Annotated in this window: 23 protein-coding genes and 1 rRNA gene; 5 read left to right on the forward strand and 19 right to left on the reverse strand. The window is 66.9% G+C overall.

All coding sequences use genetic code 11. The features are described 5' to 3' along the window. Positions 1-51: 51 nt before the first annotated feature. Genes J2T21_RS16120 through J2T21_RS16135 form a run of 4 tightly spaced genes read left to right on the forward strand, consistent with a single transcriptional unit; the run spans position 52 to position 4,300 of the window. On the forward strand, positions 52-696 hold the full coding sequence (locus tag J2T21_RS16120) for a GntR family transcriptional regulator (protein WP_071216905.1): 645 nt from the start codon (positions 52-54) through the stop codon (positions 694-696). Then, complete coding sequence (locus tag J2T21_RS16125) at positions 697-2,214, forward strand: MmgE/PrpD family protein (RefSeq protein ID WP_307582681.1); 1,518 nt, start codon at positions 697-699, stop codon at positions 2,212-2,214. Then, positions 2,215-3,144: a methylisocitrate lyase gene (prpB, locus tag J2T21_RS16130; protein WP_307582683.1), complete on the forward strand. Its 930-nt coding sequence runs from the start codon at positions 2,215-2,217 to the stop codon at positions 3,142-3,144. 16 nt (positions 3,145-3,160) lie between these two features. Beyond that, on the forward strand, positions 3,161-4,300 hold the full coding sequence (locus J2T21_RS16135; protein WP_307582684.1) for a bifunctional 2-methylcitrate synthase/citrate synthase: 1,140 nt from the start codon (positions 3,161-3,163) through the stop codon (positions 4,298-4,300). 87 nt (positions 4,301-4,387) lie between these two features. On the opposite strand, the gene J2T21_RS16140 is transcribed toward J2T21_RS16135, so the two are convergent. The 18 genes from J2T21_RS16140 to J2T21_RS16225 form a co-directional block, all read right to left on the reverse strand. Continuing rightward, positions 4,388-5,413, reverse strand: coding sequence for a M12 family metallopeptidase (locus J2T21_RS16140; RefSeq protein WP_307582686.1), 1,026 nt, complete (start codon positions 5,411-5,413; stop codon positions 4,388-4,390). A 115-nt stretch (positions 5,414-5,528) separates the two neighbouring features. Then, positions 5,529-6,413, reverse strand: coding sequence for a hypothetical protein (locus J2T21_RS16145; protein ID WP_307582688.1), 885 nt, complete (start codon positions 6,411-6,413; stop codon positions 5,529-5,531). 190 nt (positions 6,414-6,603) lie between these two features. Beyond that, positions 6,604-7,395, reverse strand: coding sequence for an AfsR/SARP family transcriptional regulator (locus J2T21_RS16150; RefSeq protein ID WP_307582689.1), 792 nt, complete (start codon positions 7,393-7,395; stop codon positions 6,604-6,606). 97 nt (positions 7,396-7,492) lie between these two features. After that, on the reverse strand, positions 7,493-9,115 hold the full coding sequence (locus J2T21_RS16155; RefSeq protein ID WP_307582691.1) for a hypothetical protein: 1,623 nt from the start codon (positions 9,113-9,115) through the stop codon (positions 7,493-7,495). A gap of 2 nt (positions 9,116-9,117) precedes the next feature. After that, complete coding sequence (locus J2T21_RS16160) at positions 9,118-11,187, reverse strand: caspase family protein (protein ID WP_307582692.1); 2,070 nt, start codon at positions 11,185-11,187, stop codon at positions 9,118-9,120. 324 nt (positions 11,188-11,511) lie between these two features. Next, positions 11,512-11,868, reverse strand: a complete 357-nt coding sequence (locus J2T21_RS16165; RefSeq protein WP_307582693.1) for a hypothetical protein — start codon at positions 11,866-11,868, stop codon at positions 11,512-11,514. A 20-nt stretch (positions 11,869-11,888) separates the two neighbouring features. After that, positions 11,889-12,875: a hypothetical protein gene (locus tag J2T21_RS16170; RefSeq protein WP_307582695.1), complete on the reverse strand. Its 987-nt coding sequence runs from the start codon at positions 12,873-12,875 to the stop codon at positions 11,889-11,891. After that, complete coding sequence (locus J2T21_RS16175; protein ID WP_307582697.1) at positions 12,862-13,380, reverse strand: RNA polymerase sigma factor; 519 nt, start codon at positions 13,378-13,380, stop codon at positions 12,862-12,864. The genes J2T21_RS16170 and J2T21_RS16175 overlap by 14 nt, the downstream gene beginning before the upstream one ends. Positions 13,381-13,436: 56 nt before the next feature. Further along, the gene (locus tag J2T21_RS16180; RefSeq protein WP_307582699.1) at positions 13,437-13,994 is read right to left on the reverse strand and encodes an 8-oxo-dGTP diphosphatase; all 558 of its coding nucleotides are present in this window, start codon (positions 13,992-13,994) and stop codon (positions 13,437-13,439) included. Positions 13,995-14,008: 14 nt separating this feature from the next. Continuing rightward, positions 14,009-15,148 (reverse strand): site-specific tyrosine recombinase XerD, encoded by a 1,140-nt coding sequence (gene xerD / locus J2T21_RS16185; RefSeq protein WP_307582701.1) that lies wholly within the window; start codon positions 15,146-15,148, stop codon positions 14,009-14,011. Between the two features lie 17 nt (positions 15,149-15,165). Continuing rightward, complete coding sequence (locus J2T21_RS16190) at positions 15,166-15,831, reverse strand: NUDIX domain-containing protein (protein WP_307582703.1); 666 nt, start codon at positions 15,829-15,831, stop codon at positions 15,166-15,168. A gap of 4 nt (positions 15,832-15,835) precedes the next feature. Continuing rightward, positions 15,836-17,524 carry a CTP synthase gene (locus J2T21_RS16195; protein ID WP_307582705.1) on the reverse strand — a complete coding sequence of 563 codons (1,689 nt, stop codon included), beginning with the start codon at positions 17,522-17,524 and terminating at the stop codon, positions 15,836-15,838. 86 nt (positions 17,525-17,610) lie between these two features. Continuing rightward, positions 17,611-19,344, reverse strand: coding sequence for a DNA repair protein RecN (gene recN / locus J2T21_RS16200; RefSeq protein WP_307582706.1), 1,734 nt, complete (start codon positions 19,342-19,344; stop codon positions 17,611-17,613). Beyond that, the gene (locus J2T21_RS16205) at positions 19,341-20,375 is read right to left on the reverse strand and encodes an NAD kinase (protein WP_307582707.1); all 1,035 of its coding nucleotides are present in this window, start codon (positions 20,373-20,375) and stop codon (positions 19,341-19,343) included. The genes recN and J2T21_RS16205 overlap by 4 nt, the downstream gene beginning before the upstream one ends. A gap of 54 nt (positions 20,376-20,429) precedes the next feature. Further along, positions 20,430-21,236 (reverse strand): TlyA family RNA methyltransferase, encoded by an 807-nt coding sequence (locus tag J2T21_RS16210; protein WP_307582709.1) that lies wholly within the window; start codon positions 21,234-21,236, stop codon positions 20,430-20,432. Then, positions 21,233-21,442 (reverse strand): hypothetical protein, encoded by a 210-nt coding sequence (locus J2T21_RS16215; protein ID WP_307582710.1) that lies wholly within the window; start codon positions 21,440-21,442, stop codon positions 21,233-21,235. The genes J2T21_RS16210 and J2T21_RS16215 overlap by 4 nt, the downstream gene beginning before the upstream one ends. 14 nt (positions 21,443-21,456) lie before the next feature. Then, positions 21,457-22,449 (reverse strand): HAD-IIA family hydrolase, encoded by a 993-nt coding sequence (locus J2T21_RS16220; RefSeq protein ID WP_307582712.1) that lies wholly within the window; start codon positions 22,447-22,449, stop codon positions 21,457-21,459. A gap of 15 nt (positions 22,450-22,464) precedes the next feature. Then, positions 22,465-23,469 (reverse strand): hypothetical protein, encoded by a 1,005-nt coding sequence (locus J2T21_RS16225; RefSeq protein WP_307582714.1) that lies wholly within the window; start codon positions 23,467-23,469, stop codon positions 22,465-22,467. Between J2T21_RS16225 and J2T21_RS16230 the strand changes: the two genes are divergently transcribed. Then, positions 23,437-24,897: a hypothetical protein gene (locus tag J2T21_RS16230; protein WP_307582716.1), complete on the forward strand. Its 1,461-nt coding sequence runs from the start codon at positions 23,437-23,439 to the stop codon at positions 24,895-24,897. The two genes, J2T21_RS16225 and J2T21_RS16230, sit on opposite strands and share 33 nt — an antisense overlap. Before the next feature lie 707 nt (positions 24,898-25,604). On the opposite strand, the gene rrf is transcribed toward J2T21_RS16230, so the two are convergent. Then, positions 25,605-25,697 (reverse strand): 5S ribosomal RNA (rrf, locus tag J2T21_RS16235); the annotation flags it as partial.

A 25,697-nucleotide genomic window follows, 5' to 3' on the forward strand; every position in this document is an offset into this window, starting at 1 on the left:
TTCTTTCGAATTGGACGTGACATTTGGCAATTTCTGTATACAGTTGATGTCATGAGAGCAAGCGACAAGGCCTATGAGGAGCTGCGGACGGACATCGTCGAATGGCGGTTGCGTCCCGGTGCCGTGCTGGGCGAGGTCGAGCAGGCCGAACGCCTGGGCGTCTCACGCACCCCGCTGCGCGAGGCCCTGGCCCGGCTGGTGGCCGACGGACTGGCCGTGCAGCAGCGCGGACGCGGCGCCGTCGTCTCGGACGTCTCGCTCGAACACGTCGATGACCTCTTCGCCCTGCGCCGCGCCTTGGAGATCGAATCCGCCCGGATTGCCGCACGCCGCGCGGACCCGGCGGTTTTCACCGAGCTGCGCACCCGCTTCCTGGAGGCAGGGAAGGGCGCTGATCCGGAATCCCGGGAATCCTTCTACCACCTGGCCGCCGAGCTCGATGGCCGCATCGACGCCGCGGTGGCCAACCCCTACATCCAGCAGTCGTTGCGCTCCCTGCGCGTGCACCTGGCCCGGGTCCGCCGCCTGGCCCAGGACGATCCCGCACGCCTGGCCGTCTCGGCGCTCGAGCACGCAGCGATCGCCGAGGGCATTGCCGCCCGAAACCCCGACATCGCCGCGGCGGCCACCCAGTTGCACCTGCACCACAGCCTTGAACACATCAAAGCCCATTCCGGCACCCGAGAGGACACCTAAATGATCAACCACCCAGTACGCGTGTACCGCAGTGAAGAAAACCTGGCCCACGAGGACCAGCTCGCGCACAAGATCGCCGTGGTCGCCGCCGACCCCGTCGAGGTCCCCGCGGAGGTCACCGAGATGATCATCAACCGCGTCATCGACAACGCCTCGGTGGCCATCGCCTCGCTGAACCGCGGCCCGATCGTTGCGGCCCGCGCCCAGGCCCTGACCCATGCCCCGTCCACCGGCGGCCAGGGTGCCTCGGTCTTCGGGATTTCCGGGAAGGTCTCCCCCGAATGGGCAGCCTGGGCCAACGGCGTGGCGGTGCGCGAGCTCGACTACCACGACACCTTCCTGGCCGCCGACTACTCCCACCCGGGCGACAACATCCCGCCGATCCTGGCCGTCGCCCAGCACACCGGCGCCAGCGGCAAGGACCTGATCCGCGGGATCGCCACCGGATACGAGATCCAGGTCGACCTGGTCAAGGCCATCTGCCTGCACAAGCACAAGATCGACCACGTCGCGCACCTGGGCCCCTCGGCCGCCGCCGGCATCGGCACCCTGCTTGGACTGGATGTCGAAACCATTTTCCAGGCCGTCGGCCAGGGCCTGCACACCACCACCGCCACCCGCCAGTCGCGCAAGGGCGAGATCTCCACCTGGAAGGCCCACGCCCCGGCCTTCGCCGGCAAGATGGCCGTGGAGGCGGCCGACCGCGCGATGCGCGGCCAGACCTCCCCGGTGCCGATCTACGAGGGCGAGGACGGCGTCATCGCCTGGCTGCTGGACGGCCCGGACGCCGCCTACACCGTGCCGCTGCCCGCGTCCGGCGAGGCCAAGCGCGCGATCCTCGACACCTACACCAAGGAGCACTCGGCCGAGTACCAGGCGCAGGCCTGGATCGACCTGGCCCGCAAGCTGAACCGCGAACACCCCGAGGCCACCGACCCGAAGAACGTCGCCTCCATCCTGATCAAGACCTCCCACCACACGCACTACGTGATCGGCTCGGGCGCCAACGACCCGCAGAAATACGACCCGACCGCCTCGCGCGAGACCCTGGACCACTCGATCCCGTACATCTTCGCCGTGGCCCTGCAGGACGGCTCCTGGCACCACGTCGATTCATACTCCCCGGAGCGTGCCGGCCGGCCGGACACGGTCGAACTGTGGAACAAGGTCACCACCGAGGAAGACGCGGAGTGGACCCGCCGCTACCATTCGCTGGACATCAGCGAAAAGGCCTTCGGCGGCACCGTGGTCATCACCCTGGCCGACGGCACCGTGGTCACCGACGAGATCGCCGTGGCCGACGCGCACCCGCTCGGCGCCCGCCCGTTCGCCCGCGAGCAGTACATCAACAAGTTCCGCACCCTGGCCGCCGGCCTGGTGGAGGACGACGAAATCGACCGCTTCATCGCGGCGGCCGAGAACCTGGAGAAGCTGGGTGCCGGCGAGCTGGACCAGCTGAACATCCTTGCGGCACCGGGCGTCATCGACCTCGCCGCCGCCCCGAAGGGACTGTTCTAGATGTTGTACTCGAGCGTCACCCCCGAGCAGAAGCGCGCGGCCCTGCGTGAGATGCTCGTGCCGGGAACCGCGCGCCAGTTCCCGGGGGCCTTCAACCCGCTTTCGGCCCGGCTGATCGCGGAAAAGGGCTTCGACGGCGTCTACATCTCCGGCGCCGTGCTGGCCAACGACCTGGGACTGCCGGACATCGGTCTGACCACACTCACCGAGGTCGCCACGCGCGCCGGGCAGATCGCCCGGATGACGGACCTGCCGGCCCTGGTCGATGCCGACACCGGCTTCGGCGAGCCCATGAACGTGGCCCGCACCATCCAGGAACTCGAGCACGCGGGCCTGGCCGGTTGCCACATCGAGGACCAGTTCAACCCCAAGCGCTGCGGCCACCTGGACGGCAAGAACGTCGTGGACCTGGACACCATGGTCAAGCGCATTGCCGCCGCCGCCGACGCGCGGCGCGATCCGAACTTCCTGGTCATGGCGCGCACCGACGTGCGTGGCGTCGAGGGCCTGGGTGCCGTCGTCAACCGGGCCAAGGCCCTGGTGGATGCCGGCGCGGACGCCATCTTCCCCGAGGCCATGAAGGACCTGTCCGAATTCGAGGCGGTGTGCAAGGCCGTGGATGTCCCGGTGCTGGCGAACATGACGGAGTTCGGCAAATCCGAACTTTTCACCCGCGAACAGCTGGCCGCCACCGGCGTGGCCATGGTCATCTACCCGGTGACCCTGCTGCGCAGCGCCATGGGCGAGGCCGAGCGGGTCCTGGACGCGATTGCTGCCCATGGAACCCAGGAGTCTCGGGTAGATTCAATGTTGACGCGTGCTCGTCTGTACGAGCTGGTTGATTACGAGGCGTACAACCGCTTTGACACCGGGATCTTCAATTTCCAGGTTCCGGACCTGGATATCCACTCAAACAACGCGAATCTGTAGGAAACAGGAGCGAGCGATGACTGAAACAACAGAGATCAAGAAGGGCCTGGCCGGGGTCGTTGTCGACTACACGGCCGTTTCCAAGGTCAACCCGGACACGAATTCGCTGCTTTACCGCGGATACCCCGTCCAGGACCTGGCCGCGTCCAAGAGCTTCGAAGAGGTTGCCCTGCTGCTGTGGACCGGCGAGCTGCCCAGCGAAATCGAGCTCACCGATTTCGTGGCCGCCGAGCGCGCCGGGCGCGCCCTGGCCTCCAACGTCAAGGCCGCGATCGACCTGCTGCCGCTGGATTGCCATCCGATGGACGTGGGCCGGACCGCGGTGTCCGTCATCGGCGCCAACCATGCCCTGGCCGGGGATTCCTCCCCCGAGGCGGAGTTCATCAAGGCCAAGGAACTCTTTGCCGCGTTCCCCGCGATTGTCGCCTACGACCAGCGCCGCCGCCGCGGCCTGGGCGTCGTGGAGCCGCGGGAGGACCTGGACTACTCGCAGAACTTCCTGTGGATGACCTTCGGCGAGGAGGCCGCCCCCGAGGTGGTCGACGCGTTCCGGGTCTCGATGGTGCTCTACGCGGAGCACTCGTTCAACGCCTCCACGTTCACCGCCCGCGTGGTCACCTCCACGCTATCGGACCTGCATTCGGCCGTTACCGCCGCCATCGGTGCGCTGAAGGGCCCGCTGCACGGAGGCGCCAACGAGGCGGTCATGCACACCTTCCAGGAGATCGGGATCGACAAGAACGAATCCCGCGAGGATGCCGCCGCGCGTGCCAAGGCCTGGATGGAGCAGGCCCTGGCGGCCAAGAAGAAGGTCATGGGCTTCGGGCACCGCGTGTACAAGCACGGCGATTCCCGGGTTCCGACCATGAAGGCCGCGTTGGACAAGATGGTCGCATACTACGACCGCGGCGAGCTGCTGGGCCTGTACGACGGGCTGGAGGCCGCCATGGACGAGGCCAAGGCCATCAAGCCGAACCTCGACTACCCGGCGGGACCGACGTACCACCTGATGGGCTTCGACACCGACATGTTCACGCCGATCTTCATCGCCTCGCGCATTGTCGGCTGGACCGCGCACATCGCCGAACAGCGCGCCTCCAACGCGCTGATCCGCCCGCTCTCGGCCTACAACGGCCCGGAGCAGCGCGCCCTATAGGCGCACGCCGGAGCACCGCAACGGGGTGCCGGGACCAGTGCGGTCCCGGCACCCCGTTTTTGCGTGTTGCGCCGGTGGCAGGACCGGTCACCAGTACATGATTGCGCTCGAGCCCGATCCCCCTGCCCAGTACAGGCGCAGGCGCACCACGTAGCGTCGCCCGGCCAGCAGCCGCAGGTGCAACCTGGCGTTCAGGCCGGTCCCGCCGTCGTCGTCCCCGCCCAGGTAGCGCAGCGTCCCGGCGTCGTCCTCGAAGAGCACCATCACCACGTCCGAGGCGCCGAAGGTGGAGATCGTGTAGGGGCGCGATTGCTCCGGTTCCAGGGCGAAGTCGGCCTGCTCCCCCGGCCCCAGACTCAGCGGGCGGGAGGTGAACGGCTCGAGCACCTCCGGCCCCGGGGCCTGCCCGGGATAGAACTTCTTGGCCCACTCGATGTCTTGCGCCGACAGGCCGCCGGCGGGCATGAGCCCGGCGGCATACTGTGCCGGCTCGATGATCAGCCCGGCGGGGAACCAGTACTCCATCACCGAATCCGGGTCCCAGGCCGAGCCATCAACCTCGGTGGTGGTGAACTTGTGCAGCACGTTGGACTCGGTCTGTGCCCGGGACCAGTTGTTCGGGGAACCGGTGAAATAGGCGTAGACCTTCTCCACGTCCCACTGGATGCCGGAGAACGGGTTCTGGTGCTCGTGCGGCAGCCCCAGGGTGTGCCCGATTTCGTGTAGCGCGGTGGTGTGCCCGTAGTCGTCGGTCAAATCCCAGCCGAAGTTCATGGTGGCCTGGGTGTTGGGGATGCCCAGCACGTCCCTGCCCACGTAGGACCAGGAACCGTCGGCCGCATCGAAGGAGATGCGCACCTCCGAGGCCGCGCGGTTGGTCGTCTCGGTGAACTTCAGGCCCAGCGGCAGCCCCCTCCATTCGGTGAAGGCGTCGCGCACGGCCTGGCGCTGGGGCTCTGGCCCGTTGATGAGGAAGTAGTGCAGCTCGGTGCCGTTGACCCAGACGTTGGCCAGGACCCGCAGCAGGCGGTCGCGTTCGAAGGGCATTCCGGGGGGCAGCGGGCGGGGCGCCGGGGTCCGCGGGACGCAGAGGGGTTGGTTCTCGTACTTCATGGTGGTTCCTTTTCGGCCGGTGGTGCTGAGGTGGTGTGCAACAAGGATGGCGGGGAACGGCGGCCGGTGCGGCGCCGGGCTGTGGGCCCTGCGCCGCACCGGCCGCCGACGGGCGTCAGCTGACGTAGACCAGCGGAACGCCCAGGTAGTTGGCGTTGCCGGTGGAGAAGTCCAGCTGGGCGGTTGAACCGCCGCCGCGCGCGTACACGTAGAGCCTCGCGCTCACCAACAGGTAGGCCTGGTCGGCGCCCAAGAGGTCGGCATAGTACATCGTGCGCCAGCCGTCGAAACGGTCGTTGACGTTGATGTTGTCGTTGCCGACCGAAAGCACGTTGGCGCTGCCCGCGGGCTTGTAGTTGTACTGGTAGCCCCTCGCCGTCAGCGAGATATTGACCTTGGCTTCCTTCGAGTCGAACCATCCGTCGTCGGCGCGCACGATGTAGAAACCGTTGAACGGCACATACACCTGATGCGAATAGTTGCGGTTCTCCGGGGCCCTGAAGGTGAACCACCAGTCCATGTACACCGAGAACGATGCCGCGCCGGTGCCGAAGATGCCCGAACCACCGCCGTTGGCGTAGCACGAGGCGTTGATGTTCCCGGGGTTGTAGCCCTGCCAGTACACCGATCCGTCGGAGCCGTGCAGGGTTCCGTAGTACGGGCTGAGCCAGCCCACGGCCGCGGCTGCCGGGCCGTTGCCCAGCACCAGCTGCAGCGCGGTGGACTCGGTCGGGTCGGCCTCCGCCAGCCGGGCGGCCACCGCTTCGGCGTCCTTCGCTGCGGCGGCTGTTGCCTTGGGTTCCGCTTCCTCGGCCTTGGCCAGATAGGCAGCCAGCTCCTTGGGCAACGACTTCTTCAGGCCGGCCAGCCTGCCCTGCCCGCGTGCCTCGATGTCCGCCAGTTCCTCGGCCTGCGCCTTTTGGAGGGCAACGACCTGCTCGCGCCGGGCGGCCAGCAGCCGCTCGAAGACGACGTCGGTGCCCTTGTGGATCTCTTCCATGGTTCTCTCCCATTCTGAACCCCACCACGGCAGACGCCCACGGTGTCGGAACCGCCCCCTAGCCCCTGGCGGCCCCCACCCGTCTCCACGATGGTGATTCAGCGTAAACGGCACGCCGTTATCGGGAAGTTACGCGCCCATTACCTCGCCATGATTCTCCACCGCCCGCGTGTCGTCCCCCGGGTTTCGCTCAGATCCTGAACGGTTCCGGGGCACCGCGAAACCCGGCCAGGGAGACAATCGTGGCACCCCGCACGCGGGCCTCGAGCCGGTCCAGCGCCGGAGAACCCGACATTCCAAGTTCATGGCGGGCCGTGCGACGGAACGCGGCAATGGCCCCCATCGCCGAGATGGACTGGCCCAGGGCGAGTTGGGCGGTGACCATGATTTCCAGCGCCGCCTCGTCCAGCATGTCAAGGCGCAGCACGCGGGCCGCCGCTTCCACGGCGCCGCGGCAATCGTCATGCCGCAGGCAGCGGGCGGCCACCTGGTGCCAGTACGCCGTGCGGGCCTGCAACAACCCCGCCTGCTCTTCGAGGACCCAGTCCTCGTACCAGCCCATCAGCAGTGGCTCGTTGCGTGGACGGGGCGTCCGCCCCTGCCCGTCGAAGCCTTCGAGCGCTGCCCGCTCCCGGTGCAGGTCCACCCGTGCAGTCGGGGAGATGCCCACCGAATGCCTGTCCACGGTGAGCATCCCGGGCAGGGAGTGGGTGACATGGTGGATGCTCACGCGCAGGTTGTCCTGCGCCGAGCGGTCGCAGGATTCGGGCCACAGCAGTCCTGCCACCCGATCGCGCTTGCTCGGTCCGTGGATCGCCAGCACGGCCAGCAGCCGTTGCTCGCGCAGGCACACATGGAGCCTGATGCCGTTGTCCCGCAGCTCCCACAGCGGCATCAGGTGCAACGAATACCCGGCTTGTGGCATCTTTGACGTATCGCCCATGACGGACAGCTCCCCCTTGGCCCCTGTACCCTGGACCATTTCTTTCTTCGCTCCCATTCGAATCGTCCGCCAACAGCGGGTGCAGGTCAAGAGCACGCGGGGAGATTCTCCAATGATTCGACGTGGGGCCCGCGCCTCACCGTCCGTGCGGTTGCGTTTCCGCCGCCGGGTGGAACAACGAGGCGCCGATCCGCCGTGCGGCAAGGCGGGCATCGGCCGCCCCGTCGAGCAGTTCCTGCTGCCGTTGGACATCGAGCACGGGCTTCAGCGCGGAAAAGGCCAGCCGCCCGCCTTCGTCGAACCGCAGAAGTCCCCCGCCACGCAACACCACTGCCGAGCGGCTGCGCAATCCCCGCTTCCTGGCCGCGGCGGCATCCAGCCGCAGTTCCTGGACGAAGGACACCTCGATCTCGGACACGGCGAATCCGTCGGGGCTGATGCGCTGGCTGGGCCGCACCCGGTCCAGCACGATTCGTCCCGCCGGATCCAATTTGGCCGCGTCCATGAGCCGCGGGTTGTCCCAGATGAAACGGAGCACCTCGTCGGAATCCGAAACCAGTGCCGAGAGCCGCACCGGGTAGTTCAACTCCCCCAGGCCGAAGAGGCCATCCAGGGTGCCGTCGGCTCCGGCGACGATTCCAACCTCGGCAAAGCACGCGCGCAGGGTGCCGCGGTAGTTGTGCTCATCGCGCGGGACAACGACGGCGTCGGCGGCCAGGATCCCGCGCAACAGGTCCTCCCAGAGAACATCCACCGGCGGCATGTATGCCAACCCGCGAAGGAGCATGTTCAGCAACCGCTCCCCGATTCGGGAACCGGCCGCGGCCACCTGGTAGACACTGGCCCGGCGGCCCGGCCTCCCCAGTTCCGCCCGCCACAGCCGCAGCACGGTTCCCAGTACAGCGTGCACCGCACCGGCGGCCCGCCGATGCGGCTCCGTGTCCGAGCGCCAGTCCGCCGGCGGACTGCCCGACATCGGGCTGCGTCCCGCCCCGCCGCGGCTGAACAGGTTGTCGGCAAAGCGGAAGAGCCCCGAGGCCAGCAGTGTCGAATCGATCGATTCCAGGGTTGCCCCGGAGGCCTTCAGCTGGCCGGCAATGATTCCTTCGACCACCGGCACCGCCGTGAAGACCCCCAGCATCGCCAGCAGGTCTGCCAGCGCCTCATGCAGCGCAAGCTGGTCGGCACCGGCCAGGGCATCGGCCCAGCGTGGACGGTAGCCGTCGATGACGGCGTGGGCCACCTCGTGGGCGACCAGGTCCCGATAGAGCACCAGTGGCAGCTTCTCCGCGTGCCGGGAATCCTCGATCAGCCCGAACCTGATGGAGCAGTCACTTCGGGTGTAGCCGGTGTTGCGGTAATCGATGGGGTCGTTGGCGTAGAGCCGGAGCCTGCCCGCCGAGGCCCATCCCATGCGCCGGCCCAGCGCGCGTTCAACTGATTCCAGGGTGTCGGCGGCAACCCCGTATGCCTGCTGGGCCAGGAAGCGCCGGTCGCGCGGCAGGTCCTCCGGGTTAGGGATCCCCAGGTCGCGGGCACCCCAGTCGCCGTCGCCCAGCACCTGGTTCTCCCGGCGCCCGCTCGAATCGAGCACCACCACCTCGAGGCGTGCACCCAGCGGGCCGGAGACCAGGCGCTCGCTGGGAACCCGCAGGAGCTGGGTCATCAACCGCCCGTCGGTCGTGAACGAGTGCGGTCCCTGGGCCAGCACCTCCAGCGGACTCAGATCCCCGGCACGGTGCGGGAGAAGGGCTGCCACCTTTACCCCGCGGCACCCGCGAAGGCGCTGCCCCACGGGGTGGACTTGGCCGCGGTCGGGCCCTCGAGCTGGGCGCGCTGGTCGAAGCGGCCCTTGGCCAGCGACTTGGTGACGGCGGCCAATATCGACCGGCGGCTGCGGGTGGGGTCGGTGCGCAGCTCCCCGAGCAGGTAGTAGGTGAAGGCACCGTTGTAGCGCCCGTCGAAAACCGCATCCGCGGAGGTCTGGTCGGAGCGGCAGCCGGCCAGCAGCACCGGGCGGGTGCCACGACCGGAGCGGGACACCAGGTCGCGGAAGGCGCGCGGGTCCGCGGTGGCCGTCAGGTCAAGGCCGATCGGCGTGGGCGGGGGCAGGAACCGCGGGCGCCGCCCGGGCAGCAGATCCAGCGCCTTCAGGCCGTCGCCGCTGTGGCAGGTGTCCAGCACGACCTCCACCAGCATGCCGCTCCCGGCCCGGGAAATGAGGGCATGCAGCTCGTCGTCGGAAATCAGGGTGGCCGGGTCCCACTGGTCCCCGGCCTGGTTCAGGTCGTAGGTGGCAAAGGCCTCGTCGGCCTGGTCGGCCTCGTCCCCGGTGGCGTCGGGAATCTGGGTGCCGTGGCTGGAGAAGGTGAAAACCAGGTGCTTGAGCCCGTCGGACTCGGCCCGGTCCATGGCCTCGCCGAGGCGTCCCATGACCGCTTCCTTGGTCGCCGCAGCGTCGGTGAGCACCTCGATCTGGCCATCGGCGAAGCCGAACCCCTCGCCCAGCACTGCGGCGAAGTCGTTGGCGTCGTTGACGCAGCCGTTGAGCCACGAGCCGCGCGGCAGGTTCACGAAGTCGTTGATGCCCACGCACAAGGCGTATTTGTCCCCGGCGCCTGCCCGCTGGGGTGTGCTGGCCGCGTGCTGCACCGCCGGCGCGGGTGCGGGAGCGGGCTGGGGTTCGGCTGCCGGCTCCGGTTCCGTGGATGGGCGCACCGATCTGTAGGAAATGACGTCTTCGCGGCCCAGCACCCGGCACAGCACGCTGGTCATGGTGTCCGGGTCCTCGTCGAAGGACCGGTGGGAGGCTGCGGAGCTGCGGGAGGATTTCGGGCCATCGGCGGTTATCGACCAGATCGCTTCCGCCCGCGCCGAGGCGAAAAGGTCTGTCAGCTGGGCATCCGCGGCCACGGATTCGGCCAGGCCGAGGATCGGGGTGCCGGGTTGGACCTCCAGGGAGGCGCGGATCAGGCACAGCAGCGAGCGCTGGTAGACCCCGATGACGTTGTCCGCTTCCTCCAGGTCCCGCTTCATGGAGAACATCGCCAGGTGCTCCACACCGTTGGCGCTGCCCAGCAGCGGGGCAAGCCGCGCCTTGAAGTCAGCGACGGTGATGGCGGGGGCCAGGAGGTTCAGGGTATCGAAACCTGCCTCCGGTTCAAGGTCGGAGTAGGCCGAGAGGAAATGCGACAGGAAGATCGATCCGGCCGAATGTCCGGCCGCGTGCAATCGGAGGGCCTGCGGGTTGCGGCCGATGTAGTCGGCGAGCGCACGGGCCACATACAGGGCCCCGCCGTCGTGGGAAACTGCCTGGGCGGCACTGAGCTTCATCTGGCCCCAGATCTTGGGTCCCAGCGGGCGGGCGAGCAGTTCGAAGGCCTTGTTCCACGCGTCCTGGAGGAATCCGCGCTCGGTCGGGACCCCGCGGAGCACATCGCGCACCGGGGCGCCGAGCAGCGAACCGATGGCGTCGAACAGTCCAGTTTCCCAGATGAAAAAGATCGGATAGACCCCGTTGGCCTTCCACCAGGGGATTTGCCGAGCGGCACCGGTGATGCCGGCGGTCTCGTTCACCAGTCCCCCGTGGGCCCAGAACAGCAGCGGGACATCCCGGCCTCCGTTGGCGGCCACGAACTCGGGCAGGTGCTTGGAGAAGATCGCCTGGATGTCTTCGGGGCTCGTGCGCAATTGCCCGCCACTGGAGAATCGGCCGTCCGAGAGGTTGACCAGGTGCGGCTTAAGCGCCTGCATGTCGATTCCCGCCGGGAGGTCCCGGGTGGGGTCGCCCACGTCAAACGGGTCGTGGCTGGGTGATGTCAGCAGTACCATGTTCTGCTCCTGTGTCGAGCCGCGCGGCGGTTGCGGCAACAGGAGTATGGCCCCGAGGGCATTACCGGCGCGTTACCGGTCGGCGTGCCGCAGGCCGACGGCCACCGGGATTGCTCCCGTTGGCCGTCGGCTGCCCGCTCAGCGCAGTCGAAGCGATGCCGCGGCGTCCCTGGCCCGCTGGAAAGCGGGCCGCGGCAGATGCCGACATGACCGAGCGTACCGTTGCCGGGCCCAATGGACAGGCCCGGATGCAGCCGGCGTCGAGGTCGGTGCCGCCCTGCCGAAGCCGCCCGACCGGCCTGCCGGGTGAATGGCGTTGCGGACCTACCCCGGGTCCTGGATGACCAGGGACTTGGCCACCGCCTTGGCCTGGGCGTATTCAACCGAGCCCAGGTACGAGTTGATTTCACCTTGGTTCTTGAAACCCATGGGGTCGTTCCATTGGGTGAGCATCAAGGTGCGATCCCCGATGTCGACGCCGAAGCGCACATCGCAGGTCTTCCCGGTGGACGGGAGGTCCGTGGGATAGAGCCCGACCACCGAGTGGCGGCTTCCATCGGGTGCCGTGTCTGTCCGCAGGGCCAGCTTCAGCGGCCCGGCCTCGGCGAGGACCCCGCTGGGTGATTCGCCGTCGAGCTTGTAGGTGGATCCCGTTTCGGTGCAGTCGGTGGGCTCCTGCACGGCGCCTTTTCCCAGGCTCGTCAGACTGAATACCTTTTGCCCCGGAGGTCGTAGAAGAGCAGATCGTACCTGTACGCATCGTTGGGGCCGACCGTTGGATCGTCGTTGGGGTTGCCGATCCCATCCGTCTTCCACTCGCGTTCTTCCCACGCGGGATGGTCCATCCTCAGCAATTCGTTGCCGAAGGAGTGCCTTTCCTCCGTTGCCTTGGCGCCCATCCAGGACGGCACATCTGGCCCCAGGAGCTTGCCCAGGCCGGTGCCGTCAAGTCCCAGGACCTTGAGCTTTCGCAGCTGTTCGGGCCTGAGGATGGGATCGGATGGATTGTCCAGCGCCCGCAGCCGGGGGTTGGTGAAGAAGGGCATGCTGCCAACGACGTTGATGCCCGTGTCGTCATCTGCCGTGATGCTCCAGGTTCCGTCCTTCCAACGGGCTAGCCAGATGCCGGAACCTTCACCGGTGGGGTTGTTGGCCTCGGCCAGGTCCGACCGCAGGATCGTCGCCAGGGAATCAACGCAGCCGATCACGGGGTACGCGTTGGCGTTGTCGGGCAGTTTCGTCCGGATTCCGTTGGCGTCCACGAGGTCCAGGGTCCGCAGGTCAAGGGCGTTGCAGGCGGCCGAGTCCTGGAAGTAGACGTCTTGGCTGGCTGGGACCAGGAAGTTGGGCAGCCCGTAATCGATGCGCGGTAGCACCGTTCCGTCCGCGGATGAGCTGGGCGAGGGACCGCTGGTGGGATTCCCCGTGCCCGGAAGGGTGGGCGCGGCTGGGCCTGTTCCCGTCGGGGCCTGCCATGGAGACCACACAACGAGTCCGACTGCCGCGGCGGCAATCACCGTTCCGGCCGCGAGGATCCGCCATTTGCCCCCGGATTTTCCCGGATTGACCTGTACGGGCCGCTGGCTGAAGACCGGGACCGGGTCGTGGAGTTGCAGCGGGCCCGGATCGCCGATGTTGTCGCGCTCGGCCGGATCGATGCCGGAAATTAGCTTCTCAATGTTGTCCATGGGAACTGCCGCCCTTCAACATGCTCGTTGGTGCCTTGCGTTCAAAGGCCTTGCGGGCCCGGAACAGCCGCGATTTCGCCGATTCGTGCGAGCATTCCAGCACCGCGGCGATCTCGGCGGTCGGCAGCGCATCCCAGTAGGCGAGGATGAGCACCTCGCGGTCCTTGGCACGCAGTTCGTCCAGGACCTCATGCACCTGTTCGTCCAGTCCGGAATCGCGGACGCTGCGTTCGGCGAGCCGGGCGGCCGCAGCCTTCAACACGAGGTTCCGTTCCCGCCCCCTGGAGCGCAGCTCGTTGGCGACAAGGTTCCGGGCAGTCACCAACAGCCATGGAAGCGCATCGTCGCCGGGCGAGATGCCGCGTTGCCAGGCCAGCCGGAAGGCGTCGTTGGTGATTTGCCGGGACGTCTCGATGTCGACGATCCTGCGGTAGACGTACCTGTAGACGTTCTTGGAATGCAGGCGGTGCAATTCCTCCACGGCCGCTGATGCCTGTGTCTCCACCGACGCCCCTCCCCCTGTAGCCGCCCGAGGGCACCACAGATGCGGGCCCTTGTTGGCTATGAAATGTCCGGAAATCCGGCTTCGGTTGCAGTTGTGGCAGGAATTCTTTTATCCGCCCAGTCGATGGTGGAAAAACGGGCCACCGATTCGTTGTCCTTGCTCAGCACCACCAGAGCGTCGAAGCGCTCCCCCGCCAGCAGCCTGCCCAGCCACAGCGCCGAGTCGTCCCACATCCGCGCCAGCGGCAGGTGCCCCACCGGGTACCAGGCAGGGACCAGCTCCTCCGAGGCCGCGGCCATGCCGGCGAAGTCGGAGGTGAGGAAGACGGTGCAGTCCATGTCTGCGGCCGGCCTGGCGGGAAAGCGGAAGAAGACCCGCGCCGCCGGTTCCAAGGAGGAGGCCTGCGCGACCAGCGAAGTTTCCTCGAAGAGTTCGCGCACCGCGGCATTCTCGGGGTTCTCCCCCGGCTCGATCTTCCCGCCCGGAGCCACGACGCGTCCGGCACCGAAGCCGCGCTGCTTGTGGCCCAGCAGCACCTGGGTGCCGGTCAGCCCGCGCAGGATCGGTAGGCACAGGACGACTTGGGTGGATGTTTCCGCAAAGCCCTGTGCCATGGTGGGGTGCTTCCTTAGAGGTTCGCGCGCGGGTGGGCCGCGGCGTAGATTTCGCGCAGGGTGTCGGCCGTGACCAGCGTGTAGACCTGCGTGGTGGTGACCGAGGCGTGCCCCAGCAATTCCTGGACCACCCGCACGTCGGCCCCGCCCTCGAGCAGGTGCGTGGCGAAGGAGTGGCGCAGGGTGTGCGGGGAGACGTCTTGTTCGATGCCGGCCCGCTCGGCGGCCTTGGTGAGCACCGTCCAGGCGGATTGGCGCGAGAGCCGACCGCCGCGTTGGTTCAGGAAGAGCGCGGCGGTGCCCTTGCCCTTGGCAACCAGCTCGGGTCGTGCGCGGACCAGGTAGGCGTTCAGGGCATCGATCGCGTACGAGCCCAGCGGCACGATCCGTTCCTTGGAGCCCTTGCCAAAGAGGCGGACCACCGCGGGTCCATCTGCGGGGCGTTCCAGGTGCAGGTCATCGACGTCCAGGCCCACGGCCTCGGAGATGCGGGCGCCGGTGGAGTACAGGAATTCCAGGATGGCCTTGTCGCGCAGGCCGGCGGAGGTCTCGATGGAGACCGAGTCAAGGATCGCGGTGACCTCGGCGACGGAGATGGCCTTGGGCAGGCGGCGCCCGGCCTGCGGCGGGTGCAGGTCCACGGCGGGATTGGTGGGCGCCAGGCCTTCGAGTTCCCAGAACTTGTGCACGCCGCGCACCGCGACAATGGTGCGTGCGGCCGAGCGGGCGCTCAGCGGTGCGGCACCGTCGGCCCCGTCGCGCACGGCCTGGGCGAAGGAGGTCAGGTGCCCCAGGGTCACCTCGTCCGGGGTATGCACGTCCTGGCCATGCAGGTAGGCCGCGTATCGGTACAGGTCGCGCCGGTAGGCGCTGACGGTGTTCCGCGCCATGCCGCGTTCCACCGCCAGGTGCTGCAGGTAGCTGGCCAGGTGCTTGCCGATGGGCAGGTCCGCCGGATCCGGCCCTGGCTGCGGGACCGGGTCTGGAACCGGGGCCGGGTTGGGAACCGAAACCGGGTCCGGAACCGTTTCCAGCCGCAGGGTCGAGTCGACAGGGCGGATGCGCACCGTCGGTGCCACGTCGGGGCGCGGCAGCGAAACCGTCTCGGGAACCACCCCAAGGCGCACGGTGGCATCGTCGGTTCCTGTCTGCATGTTCTGTTCCGTGCCCCTTAGAGCCGTGGCTCGGTGGAGCGCAGGCGCGGGTGGGCCTCGAACGGGACATCGACCCGGCGCAGCGAGGCGTAGCCGCCGGTGCGTGCCGCGGCGGCGGCCAGCAGGCCCGCCACTGCGGAGGGGTTGTGGATCCGTCCGGCCAGGACACCGGCGACGGCCTCGTCCAGCGGAACCCAGGCGATGGCCATGTCGGCTTCCTCGTCGGTGCGTTCGTGGCGTTCGTGCTCCGGGACCGGGCTCGCGTTGCGGGCCAGGTAGATGCGGATCGCCTCGGACGAGGACCCCGGGGAAAGGAACAGGTCGACCAGCACGGCCCAGTCGGCGGCGACCAGGTCCGCTTCCTCGGCCAGTTCGCGGGCGGCGGCCAAATGCGGCGCCTCGCCCTCGATGTCCATGAGTCCGGCGGGGATTTCCCACAGGTTCATGCGCACCGGGTGGCGGTACTGGTTGATCATCAGCACTTCGTCGGCGTCATTGAGCACGAGCACCGCAACGGCGCCGGGGTGGTCGATGTAGTCGCGGACCAGCGGCGCCGTGTCCGGCGCAAATTCAAAGGTGTCCTGCACAACGTCCCAGATGCGTCCGTCGTAGACGGTCTCGGACGAAAGCAGGCGGCGAGGGCTGAACGTATCGCCCAGCGCCTCGCCGTCTGTCATGGCCATGATGCTACTTGCCGGCCTTCTGGTGTTCCAGCCCGGCCTTGACCAGCCCGGCGAAGAGCGGGTGCGGCCGGGTCGGGCGGCTGGAGAGCTCCGGGTGGGCCTGCGTGGAGACGTAGTACGGGTGTACGTCCTTGGGCAGTTCCACGAACTCGACCAGCTTGCCGTCCGGCGAGGTGCCGGAGAAGACCAGCCCGGCCGTCGCGAGCTGCTCGCGGTAGGCGTTGTTCACCTCGTAGCGGTGGCGGTGGCGCTCGGCCACCGCGGTCTTGCCGTAGGTCGCAGCCACGACCGAGCCCTCGGCGAGGGTCGCGTCGTAGAGGCCCAGGCGCATGGTGCCGCCCAGGTCGCCCTTGCCGTCGACGATGTCCAGCTGCTCCTGCATGGTCGCGATGACCGGGTGCTTGGAGTCCGGCTCGAACTCGGTGCTCGAGGCATCGACCAGGCCCACGACGTTGCGGGCGTACTCGATGACCATCGACTGCAGGCCCAGGCACAGGCCCAGGGTCGGCAACCCGGTTTCACGGGCATACTTCAGGGCGCCAAGCTTGCCGTCCAAACCGCGGATGCCGAAACCTCCGGGCACGCAGATCGCGTCCACGCCGGCCAGGGCCTTCTTGGCACCTGCCTCGGTCGAGCAGTCGTCCGAGGGAACCCAGCGGATCTGGACCTTGGCCTTGTTGGCGAAGCCGCCGGCACGCAGGGCCTCGGTGACCGAGAGGTAGGCGTCGGGCAGGTCGATGTACTTGCCGACCAGCGCGATTTCCAGATGGTGCTTGGGATTGTGGACCGCGTCGAGCAGCTTGTTCCACTTGGACCAGTTCACGTCCTTGAACTTCATGCCCAGGTGCTGGACGATGTACGCGTCAAGGCCCTGGGAGTGCAGCACGACGGGGATGTCGTAGATGCTCGGGGCGTCGGCGCAGTTGATGACCGCTTCCGGATCGACGTCGCAGGTGCGGCCGATCTTCACGCGCATCTCGTCCGGGATATCCCGGTCCGAGCGGATGACCAGCGCGTCCGGCTGGATGCCGATGGAGCGCAGCGCGGCCACGGAGTGCTGGGTCGGCTTGGTCTTCAGCTCCTGGCTCGGGCCGATGTACGGCACCAGGGAGACGTGGACGAAGAAGACGTTCTTGCGGCCGATGTCCTGGCGGACCTGGCGGGCCGATTCGAGGAACGGCTGGGACTCGATGTCGCCAACGGTGCCGCCGATTTCGGTGATGATCACGTCGGGGGCCTTCTTGCCCTTGCCCGGCTCGGTGGCCGGCAGGCGCATGCGGCGCTTGATCTCATCGGTGATGTGCGGGATGACCTGCACGGTGTCGCCGAGGTAGTCGCCGCGGCGTTCCTTCTCGATGACCTCGGAATAGACCTGACCGGTGGTCACGTTTGCCATGCCGGTGAGGTTTTCGTCCAGGAAGCGCTCATAGTGGCCGATGTCGAGATCGGTTTCGGCGCCGTCGTCGGTGACAAAGACTTCGCCATGCTGGAAGGGGTTCATTGTGCCCGGATCCACATTGAGATACGGGTCTAGCTTCTGCATGGTGACGGAGAGACCACGTGCCCGAAGAAGATGACCGAGGCTGGAAGCCGTCAGTCCCTTTCCGAGGGAAGAGGCCACGCCACCAGTGACGAAGATATGCTTTGTCGTTTCAGACGACCGGGAATCACGAGAAAGATTACGTTGCACCACGGGGTTCTACCCTATCACCTTTTCGTTGTTGGACGGTTGGGAAAGACTCTACAGGCTAGCGGGATGGGCCATGCGAAATCCATGGTTCAGGAAAGCGAACTGACGAGCAATTGGGCCTCGCCGAGCAGTTCCTCGGCGTGGGCCTGGGCGGTGGAGGAATCCTCCTGGCCCGCCAGCATCCGCGCCAATTCGCGCACCCGCTCGGCCTCGTCCAGCAGCACGACGTCGCTGGCGGTAAAGCCCGCACCGTCCGCGGCCGCCGCATTCGAGGACTTGATCACGCGCACGTGGCGGTCCGCGTAGGCGGCCACCTGCGGCAGGTGGGTGACAACTATCACCTGGACGTGCTTGGCGAGCATCGCCAGGCGCTTGCCGATCTCCACGGCGGCCTTTCCGCCGACACCGGCGTCCACTTCGTCGAAGACGAAGGTCGGCACGGGGTCCACGGCGGCGAGCACCACTTCGATGGCCAGCATCACCCGGGAGAGCTCGCCGCCCGAGGCTCCCTTGCCCAGGGGACGCGGGGTGGTTCCGGCATGGGGCTGCAGCAGCATGGTGATCGCATCGATGCCGTGGCGGTTGGGTTCGGTGAGCTTGTCGATCTCCACGACGAACTTCGCATCAGGCATGGCCAGGGCGGCAAGCTCCGAGGTGACCCGGGCCGCCAGGTCCTTGGCGGCCTTGGCACGCAACTTGGAGAGCTTCGCTGCCGTCTCCGCGACCTCGAAGCGCAGCGCCTCGGTTTCGGCGCGCAGTTCCTCGATGCGCCCGTCGTCGCCCTGGATCTCGGTCAGCCGGGCGCGGGAGGTATCGGCCCAGGCAATCACCTCGTCGATGTCCGGAGCGTACTTGCGGATCAGCCGGTTCAGGTCGGCCCGGCGTTCCTCGAGCGCAGCGAGCCGCTCGGGGCCCTCGGAGTCCAGGTCCGAGAGGTATGCGGCCAGGTCCGTCGACACCTCGGCGGCGAGGATGCCGATCTCGTTGAGCCGTTCGGCCAGGGACTTGATGTCCGCGTCGTCGGCGGCAACCTGTTCCAGGGCATGCCGCGCGATTTCCACCAGGGATATGACGCTGGGTGCCTCGTAGTCCTCGGAATTCAGCGACTCGTGGGCAAGGTTCGCATTGGAGCGCAAAGCCTCGATGTTCGAAAGCCTCAGGGACTGGTTCTTCAGTTCGATGTCCTCGGCCGGCTGGGGATCGACCGCGTCGATTTCCTCCAGCGCCGCCTGCAGCGACTCGGCCTCGCGGATGCGTTCGCGGGACGCGGCGACAAGTTCTTCCAGCTCGCTCGAGGCGCTGCCCCATTTGTCGAAGGTCTCCTGGTAGGCGCCAAGCAGCTTGGCCAGCGGGGCGCCGGCAAACTTGTCCAGGGAGGCGCGTTGCGCCGTGGCGCCCTTGAGCCGCAGCTGGTCGGTTTGGCCGTGGATGGCGATCAGGTCCTCGCCCAGTTCCGCGAGCACGCCCACCGGGGCCGCGCGTCCGCCGACCGAGGCGCGGCTGCGCCCCTCGGCTGACAGGGTGCGGGTGATGATCAGTTCGGCCTGGTCCTCGAAGCGTTCGACCAGCGCTCCGGCCTCTTCCGCACGGTCCAGGACCTTGCTGGTGGCCGGCAGCAGTAGCGTTGCATCGGCCACCGCCTGCTTGGCGCCGTGGCGCACCGCCCCGGCGTCGGCGCGGCGCCCGAGCAGCAGCCCGAGAGCGGTGATGACCATGGTCTTGCCGGCACCGGTTTCGCCGGTGACCACGCTGAAGCCCGGCCCCAGCGGCAGGGTCGCCTGGGAGATGACGCCCAGGTCGCTGATGCGTATTTCCTGTATCACAGTTGCCTCCGATGATCCTTGTCCCCGAGGGTTTCCGGTTCGGGTTTGGGCGCGTGGTGTCGCGGCTCGATGACTTGCATGGCCGGGGTGATGACCGGAAGCGCGGTCGTGGCGGTCACCCGGTCCCCGGGTTCCACCGGTCCGCGCCATCCTTGGATGGGTAGTTCGAACTTGTTGACCAGCCGCTCGGAGAACGGGGTCTGGTTGACCCGGGCCAGGCGCACCGGCTTGGTGGACCGGGTGACCTCGATGCGGGCCCCCGGCGGCAGTTCGATGGTGCGTCGCCCGTCGCACCAGAGCACCGCACCGGCGTCGGTGCGGGTGAGGATCTCGATGGCCAGCACCGAGGTGGGTGCCACGACCAGGGGCTTGGCGAAGAGCGCGTGCGCGCTGATGGGGACCATGACCAGCGCCTCGACCTCCGGCCAGACAACCGGTCCCCCGGCGGAGAAAGCGTAGGCGGTGGAACCGGTGGGGGTGGCCATGACCACGCCGTCGCAGCCGAAGGTGCTCAGTGGCCTGCCGTCGACCTCCATCACCACCTCGATCATGCGTTCGCGGTTGGCTTTTTCGACGGCGGCCTCGTTCAGCGCCCAGGTGTGGGCAATGCGCCGGTTGTCCAGCCAGACCTGCACGTCGATGGTCATGCGTTCCTCGACGGTGTAGCGGCGTTCGACGATCCACTGCACGGTCTCCTGCAGGGCGGCGCGTTCGCTTTCGGCCAGGAAGCCTACATGCCCCAGGTTCACGCCAAGCAGCGGGACCCCGGCGTTGCGGACCAGTTCCGCTGCGCGCAGCACGCTGCCGTCTCCCCCAAGCACCACGCCCAGGTCGATGGCTTCGAGGCTGGTGTCTTCGTCGAGGACCTCCACGTCGAGGTTCTCGCCTTCCGGGGTGTTGCGGACGGCCTGCATTTCCAGCCGCCGCATCACGGGGATGAGCCCGGCCTGGCGCAGGCGTGAGCACGTGTCCACGGCCGCCATCAGGGCATCGGTGCGACCGGTGTGGGTGAGGACCAAAATCCTGCGCATGGGTTCCTTCCTCGGCGGACCGAAGGTTAGGACATCTGTTCTGATGCCGCCAGTCTAAGAATAGTCAACACCGGGCCACGCGTCGGTGCCGACGCGGGCTTGTGGAGAAGCAGCGGGAATGTGACCGGCGCCTTTGCCCAGCCACAGGAAGAACTCGACGTTGCCGTCCTGGCCCGGCAGCGGGCTGCGGGCCAGGCCTAAAACCTCAAGCCCTGACGCGGTGGCCGAGGCCATCACCGCATCCACCGCCTTGCGCCGCTGGGCCGGGCTGGAGACGACCCCGGTGCGGGAAAGTTGTTCGCGGCCGATCTCGAATTGGGGCTTGACCATCAGCACCAGGTCCCCGTCAGGTTCGGTGGCCCCGGCCAGGGCCCGCATGACCATGGTCAGCGAAATGAAGGACAGGTCGGCCACCACCAGGGCCACGACTCCCCCGATGTCCGCGGGGTTCAGGTAGCGCACATTCATGCCTTCATGCACGTGCACGCGGGGGTCCTGGCGCAGTTCGGCAACCAGTTGGCCGTGTCCGACATCCACGGCTTCGACGTGGTCGGCGCCGCGGCGCAGCAGCACGTCGGTGAAGCCCCCCGTGGAGGCCCCGGCATCGAGGCAGCGCTTTCCGGCGACCTCGATCCGGGAGAATGCTTCCAGGGCCCCGGCGAGCTTGTGCCCGGCCCGGCTGACGAACTCCTCGCCGGCGGGGGCCTTGACGGTGATCTCGGAGGTGTCCGAGACGCTCTTGGCGGCCTTGACCGCAAGGGTTCCGTCCACGCTCACGCGTTGTTCGGCGATGAGTCGGGCCGCGTCGGTGCGCGAGCGGGCCAGGGAACGGGTGACCAATTCCTGGTCGAGTCGGCTCATGGGTGCTCCTGTGAGGTCGATTCGAGGTCCGCGGCAAGCGAGGCCTGCAGGGTTTCGAAGATGGCCAGGTGCTCGGCGACGGGGACCTCGGCCAGGGTTTCCAGGACGTCGAGGCCGGTTGTCTCCCGGGCGGTTTCCGGCGGGGAGGCGGGTCGCGGTCCGGGGACCGGGGCGGTGCTGGCAGGTGGTGTGTGGTTGTTGCTCATCATCACCCTAGAGCCTATGGCTTGGCGGCGACGGTTTGGGAAAAACTGAGCTTCGGTTCGACGGCGTGTTCCTGGTGCGGGTGGGCCAGCCACCAGGCCGCGCATGCCGCGCGCCAGGAATCCAGGTCGGCTTCGTCGCCGTTGACGGTGATGGCATCGCCATTGACCGAGGCCAGTGCCGCGCCGCAGCGGATGCCGAAGCCGGTGACTTCGACCACGGGGTAATCCGCGTAGAGCCCGGAGAGGTCCGCGATGATGTAGTCGGGGCGCTCCGCGGTGCGGGCGGCCAGGGCCGAGCGGGCCGAGTCGATCCCAGTGAGCACCAGGACGGTGTTGTAGCCGGCGTTGTTGCCGCCCAGGATGTCGGTGTCGAGGCGGTCCCCGACCACCAGCGGCCGGGTGGCCTCGAAGGTTTCGGCCGCGCGGCGGAAGAGCAGGGGTTCGGGTTTGCCGGCCACCAGCGGCTGCACATTGGTGGCGGCGCTGACGGCCTCGACCAGTGACCCGTTGCCGGGGGCGATGCCCTCGGCGCGCGGGATGGTCCGGTCGGTGTTGGTGGCAACCCAGATCGCACCGCCCTGGATGGCGAATGCCGCTTCGGCAAGGTCCTTCCAGCCAAGGGAAGGGTCGAAGCCCTGGATGACGCCCTGTGGCAGGTCACGGTGGCTGGCCACGATTTCCATGCCGAAGGAGCTGACGCAGTCACGCAGGTAGGCGCTTCCCACGACCAGGACCTTGGAGCCCAGGGGCAGTTCTTGTGCAAGGAGCTCGGCTCCGGCGTCTGCAGAACCAAATACTTGTTCTGCAGACGCCGGGGCACCCAGCTGAATCAGGTGCTCGGCGACGGCACCCGGTGATCTGGAGGCGTTGTTCGTGATGTACGCCAGGACGACCGAGTGTTCCTGCAATCGGTTCAAGGCCTCGATGGCCTTGGGGATTGCACCGTTGCCGGCATAGACGACGCCGTCGAGATCGGCGAGCAGCGCGTCAAAACCTGAGATCAGCATGGGTGAATCGAATTCCTAGCGTTCGTCGTTTTCGTCCTGGTCGATGACCGGGGACGCTCCGCGGGGTTCCTCGGCGACAGGTGCTTCATCGTCGAGTTCCGGGTTCGATTCCTCGGCCGGATCGTTGAGCGATTCTGCTTCGACAACCTCGACGGCGTCTTCGTCTGCCAGCGTTTCACCGGCTTCGTCCGACGGGGTTTCCGGCTCGTCTTCTGCCTTGGCGGTCTCCGGCTCCACGATGTCGCGGGCACGCGGGCGGCGTGCATCGGTTTCGTCGTCTTCTCCGAGGTCGATGATATCCGGCTCGGCGAATTCGCCGGTGCCGAGGGCTTCCTCTGCCACCGAGATCTGCTTGCGCCAGGTCGCGGCTTCCTCGTCGCGGCCCAGGTTCTCCAGTGCGTCGGCGTATGCGGAGAACAAGCGCGGGCTGTAGCTGAACGCGCGGTTCAGATCCAGCTGCGGGATCTCGAGTTCCGCCAAGGCAGCCTCGAGGTTGCCCAAGTCGTGCTGGGCACCCGAAGCAACCATGGCCATTTCGACCTTGCCGTTGGTATCCAGTGTCTCTACGACTTCGCTGTGTGCAATTTCCAGCGTCTTTTCCGGACGACCGATGCCGCGTTCGGCGTCGGCAATCAGTGGAAGATGCAGGTTGGAACCGCTGATGCGGCGGTGCGTGCGGAACTCGCGCAGGGCTTCGGCGAACTCGCCGGCAGCATATGCGGCCAGGCCGACGGCTTCGCGAACCACTGCCACGCGGCCGCCACGGCGGCTGGCTGCAATGGTGTGCTCGTAGGCAAGCTGCGGATCGATGTCGATCAAGCGGCCGGCCATGACGAGGTGCTTGGAAACCCATTCGTTGTTCGTGTCGTCAAGGTAGCGCAGTTCCGCACGGGTGATGCGGTCAAGCTCCTTGCCGGTTACGTCGTCGTCGATTTCCGGGGAACGGCCACGTTCCGGGCTGTTCGAGCTACGCAGGTCGGCCGGGTTGTGGTTACGGCGTGCAGCCTCCTGGTCGCGCAACGCCTCGAGATCAGCGGTGCTGGTCTCGGTGCGCGGCTTGAATCCGCCACGGTCTTCACGGGGCTTGAAGCCGCCTTCGCGACGGTCTCCGCCCTGGAATCCACCGCGGTCGTTGCCGCCACGGAATCCACCACGGTCTTCACGGGGCTTGAAGCCACCTTCACGGCGATCGTCGCCGCCACGGAATCCACCACGGTCTTCACGGGGCTTGAAGCCACCTTCACGGCGATCGTCGCCGCCACGGAATCCACCACGGTCTTCGCGAGGCTTGAAGCCACCTTCACGGCGATCGTCGCCGCCACGGAATCCACCACGGTCTTCGCGAGGCTTGAAGCCACCTTCACGGCGGTCTCCGCCCTGGAATCCACCACGGTCTTCGCGAGGCTTGAAGCCGCCTTCACGGCGGTCTCCGCCCTGGAATCCACCGCGGTCGTTGCCGCCACGGAATCCGCCGCGGTCTTCGCGGGGCTTGAAGCCACCTTCACGGCGGTCTCCGCCCTGGAATCCGCCACGGTCTTCGCGAGGCTTGAAGCCGCCTTCACGGCGATCGTCGCCGCCACGGAATCCACCGCGGTCGTTGCCGCCACGGAATCCGCCACGGTCTTCACGGGGCTTGAAGCCGCCTTCGCGACGGTCTCCGCCCTGGAATCCACCGCGGTCGTTGCCGCCACGGAATCCACCACGGTCTTCACGGGGCTTGAAACCGCCTTCGCGACGGTCTCCGCCCTGGTATCCACCGCGGTCTTCACGGGGCTTGAAGCCGCCTTCACGGCGATCGTCGCCGCCACGGAATCCACCGCGGTCTTCGCGAGGCTTGAAGCCACCTTCACGGCGGTCTCCGCCCTGGAATCCACCACGGTCGTTGCCGCCACGGAATCCGCCGCGGTCTTCACGGGGCTTAAAGCCACCTTCACGACGGTCTCCGCCCTGGAATCCACCACGGTCTTCACGGGGCTTGAAGCCACCTTCACGACGGTCTCCGCCCTGGAATCCACCACGGTCTTCACGAGGCTTGAAGCCACCTTCACGACGATCGTTGCCCTGGAATCCACCACGGTCTTCACGAGGCTTGAAGCCACCTTCACGGCGATCGTTGCCGCCACGGAAACCGCCGCGGTCTTCACGGGGCTTGAAACCGCCTTCGCGACGGTCTCCACCCTGGAATCCACCACGGTCGTTGCCGCCACGGTCCTCGCGAGGCTTGAAACCACCGCGGTCATCGCCACCACGGAAACCGCCGCGATCTTCACGGGGCTTGAAACCGCCTTCACGACGGTCACCACCCTGGAATCCACCACGGTCTTCGCGAGGCTTGAAGCCCCCCGCATTGCGATCGTCGCCACCGCGACGGAAGCCTCCGCTGTTGTTCGACTTAGAATCATTCCGGTCGCGGTTGTCCTTCGACCCGAAGCCCTTGTTTTCGTTTGACACTAGATGTGTTCCTCTCAAAAGGGTCTTCAGTTTTGGACCCCACGCATGAATCAGTGGACGTCCGCATCTCACGGAAGCCCACGCTAAAATCTTTTTGCCCTCACCCGGGCATTGAACGCCTGCATCTATCTTAGTCGAGGGTACCCAGTCGCCTCCGTGATTTACACCAATAGTGCGCAACGCAACTGATCCAGACTACGGCAACCGGATGCCAACCATCTCGAGGAATACTCGCTTGTTTGGCCCTCATCGAGCCAAATTGCCAATCACGGGGATGCGAGAAACCGCTCCGGATCAAAAGCGCAGAATCCATAGAATCCCAGAACAGTCCAATGAATCGACTCTTCTCACTCAGAAACGGGTTCCTGCTAGACATACAGATTGATGTGAGAAATTGCTGTCAGCTGTGACAGATATCGTCACACGCATCACTTGGTGACGCTCTGCTTTTCCATGATGACATCCGAATATGCCAGCACAGTTTGTTAGGGTTCGCGATGCTACGGCGTAAACTCCCGTGCCCTGGCAAGCTCAACTGAAGGAATAAGCCAGATCTATGCTCAGAATATTCACCAGCGCGCTCAAAAGGCACTGCGGCAAGTGGACGATAGCTTGTTCGGTGCCAAAACACGTTTTTGGTCATTTTAAGGGTGGTTAAACATCGGAACCCCCAAGCCAGTGGCTTGGGGGTTCCGGGACAAATTGTCCGGCGGTGACCTACTCTCCCACACCCTCCCGAGTGCAGTACCATCGGCGCGGTGGGTCTTAGCTTCCGGGTTCGGTATGGGACCGGGCGT

It is taken from the genome of Paeniglutamicibacter psychrophenolicus (assembly GCF_030812255.1).
Classification (GTDB): Bacteria; Actinomycetota; Actinomycetes; order Actinomycetales; family Micrococcaceae; genus Paeniglutamicibacter; species Paeniglutamicibacter psychrophenolicus_A.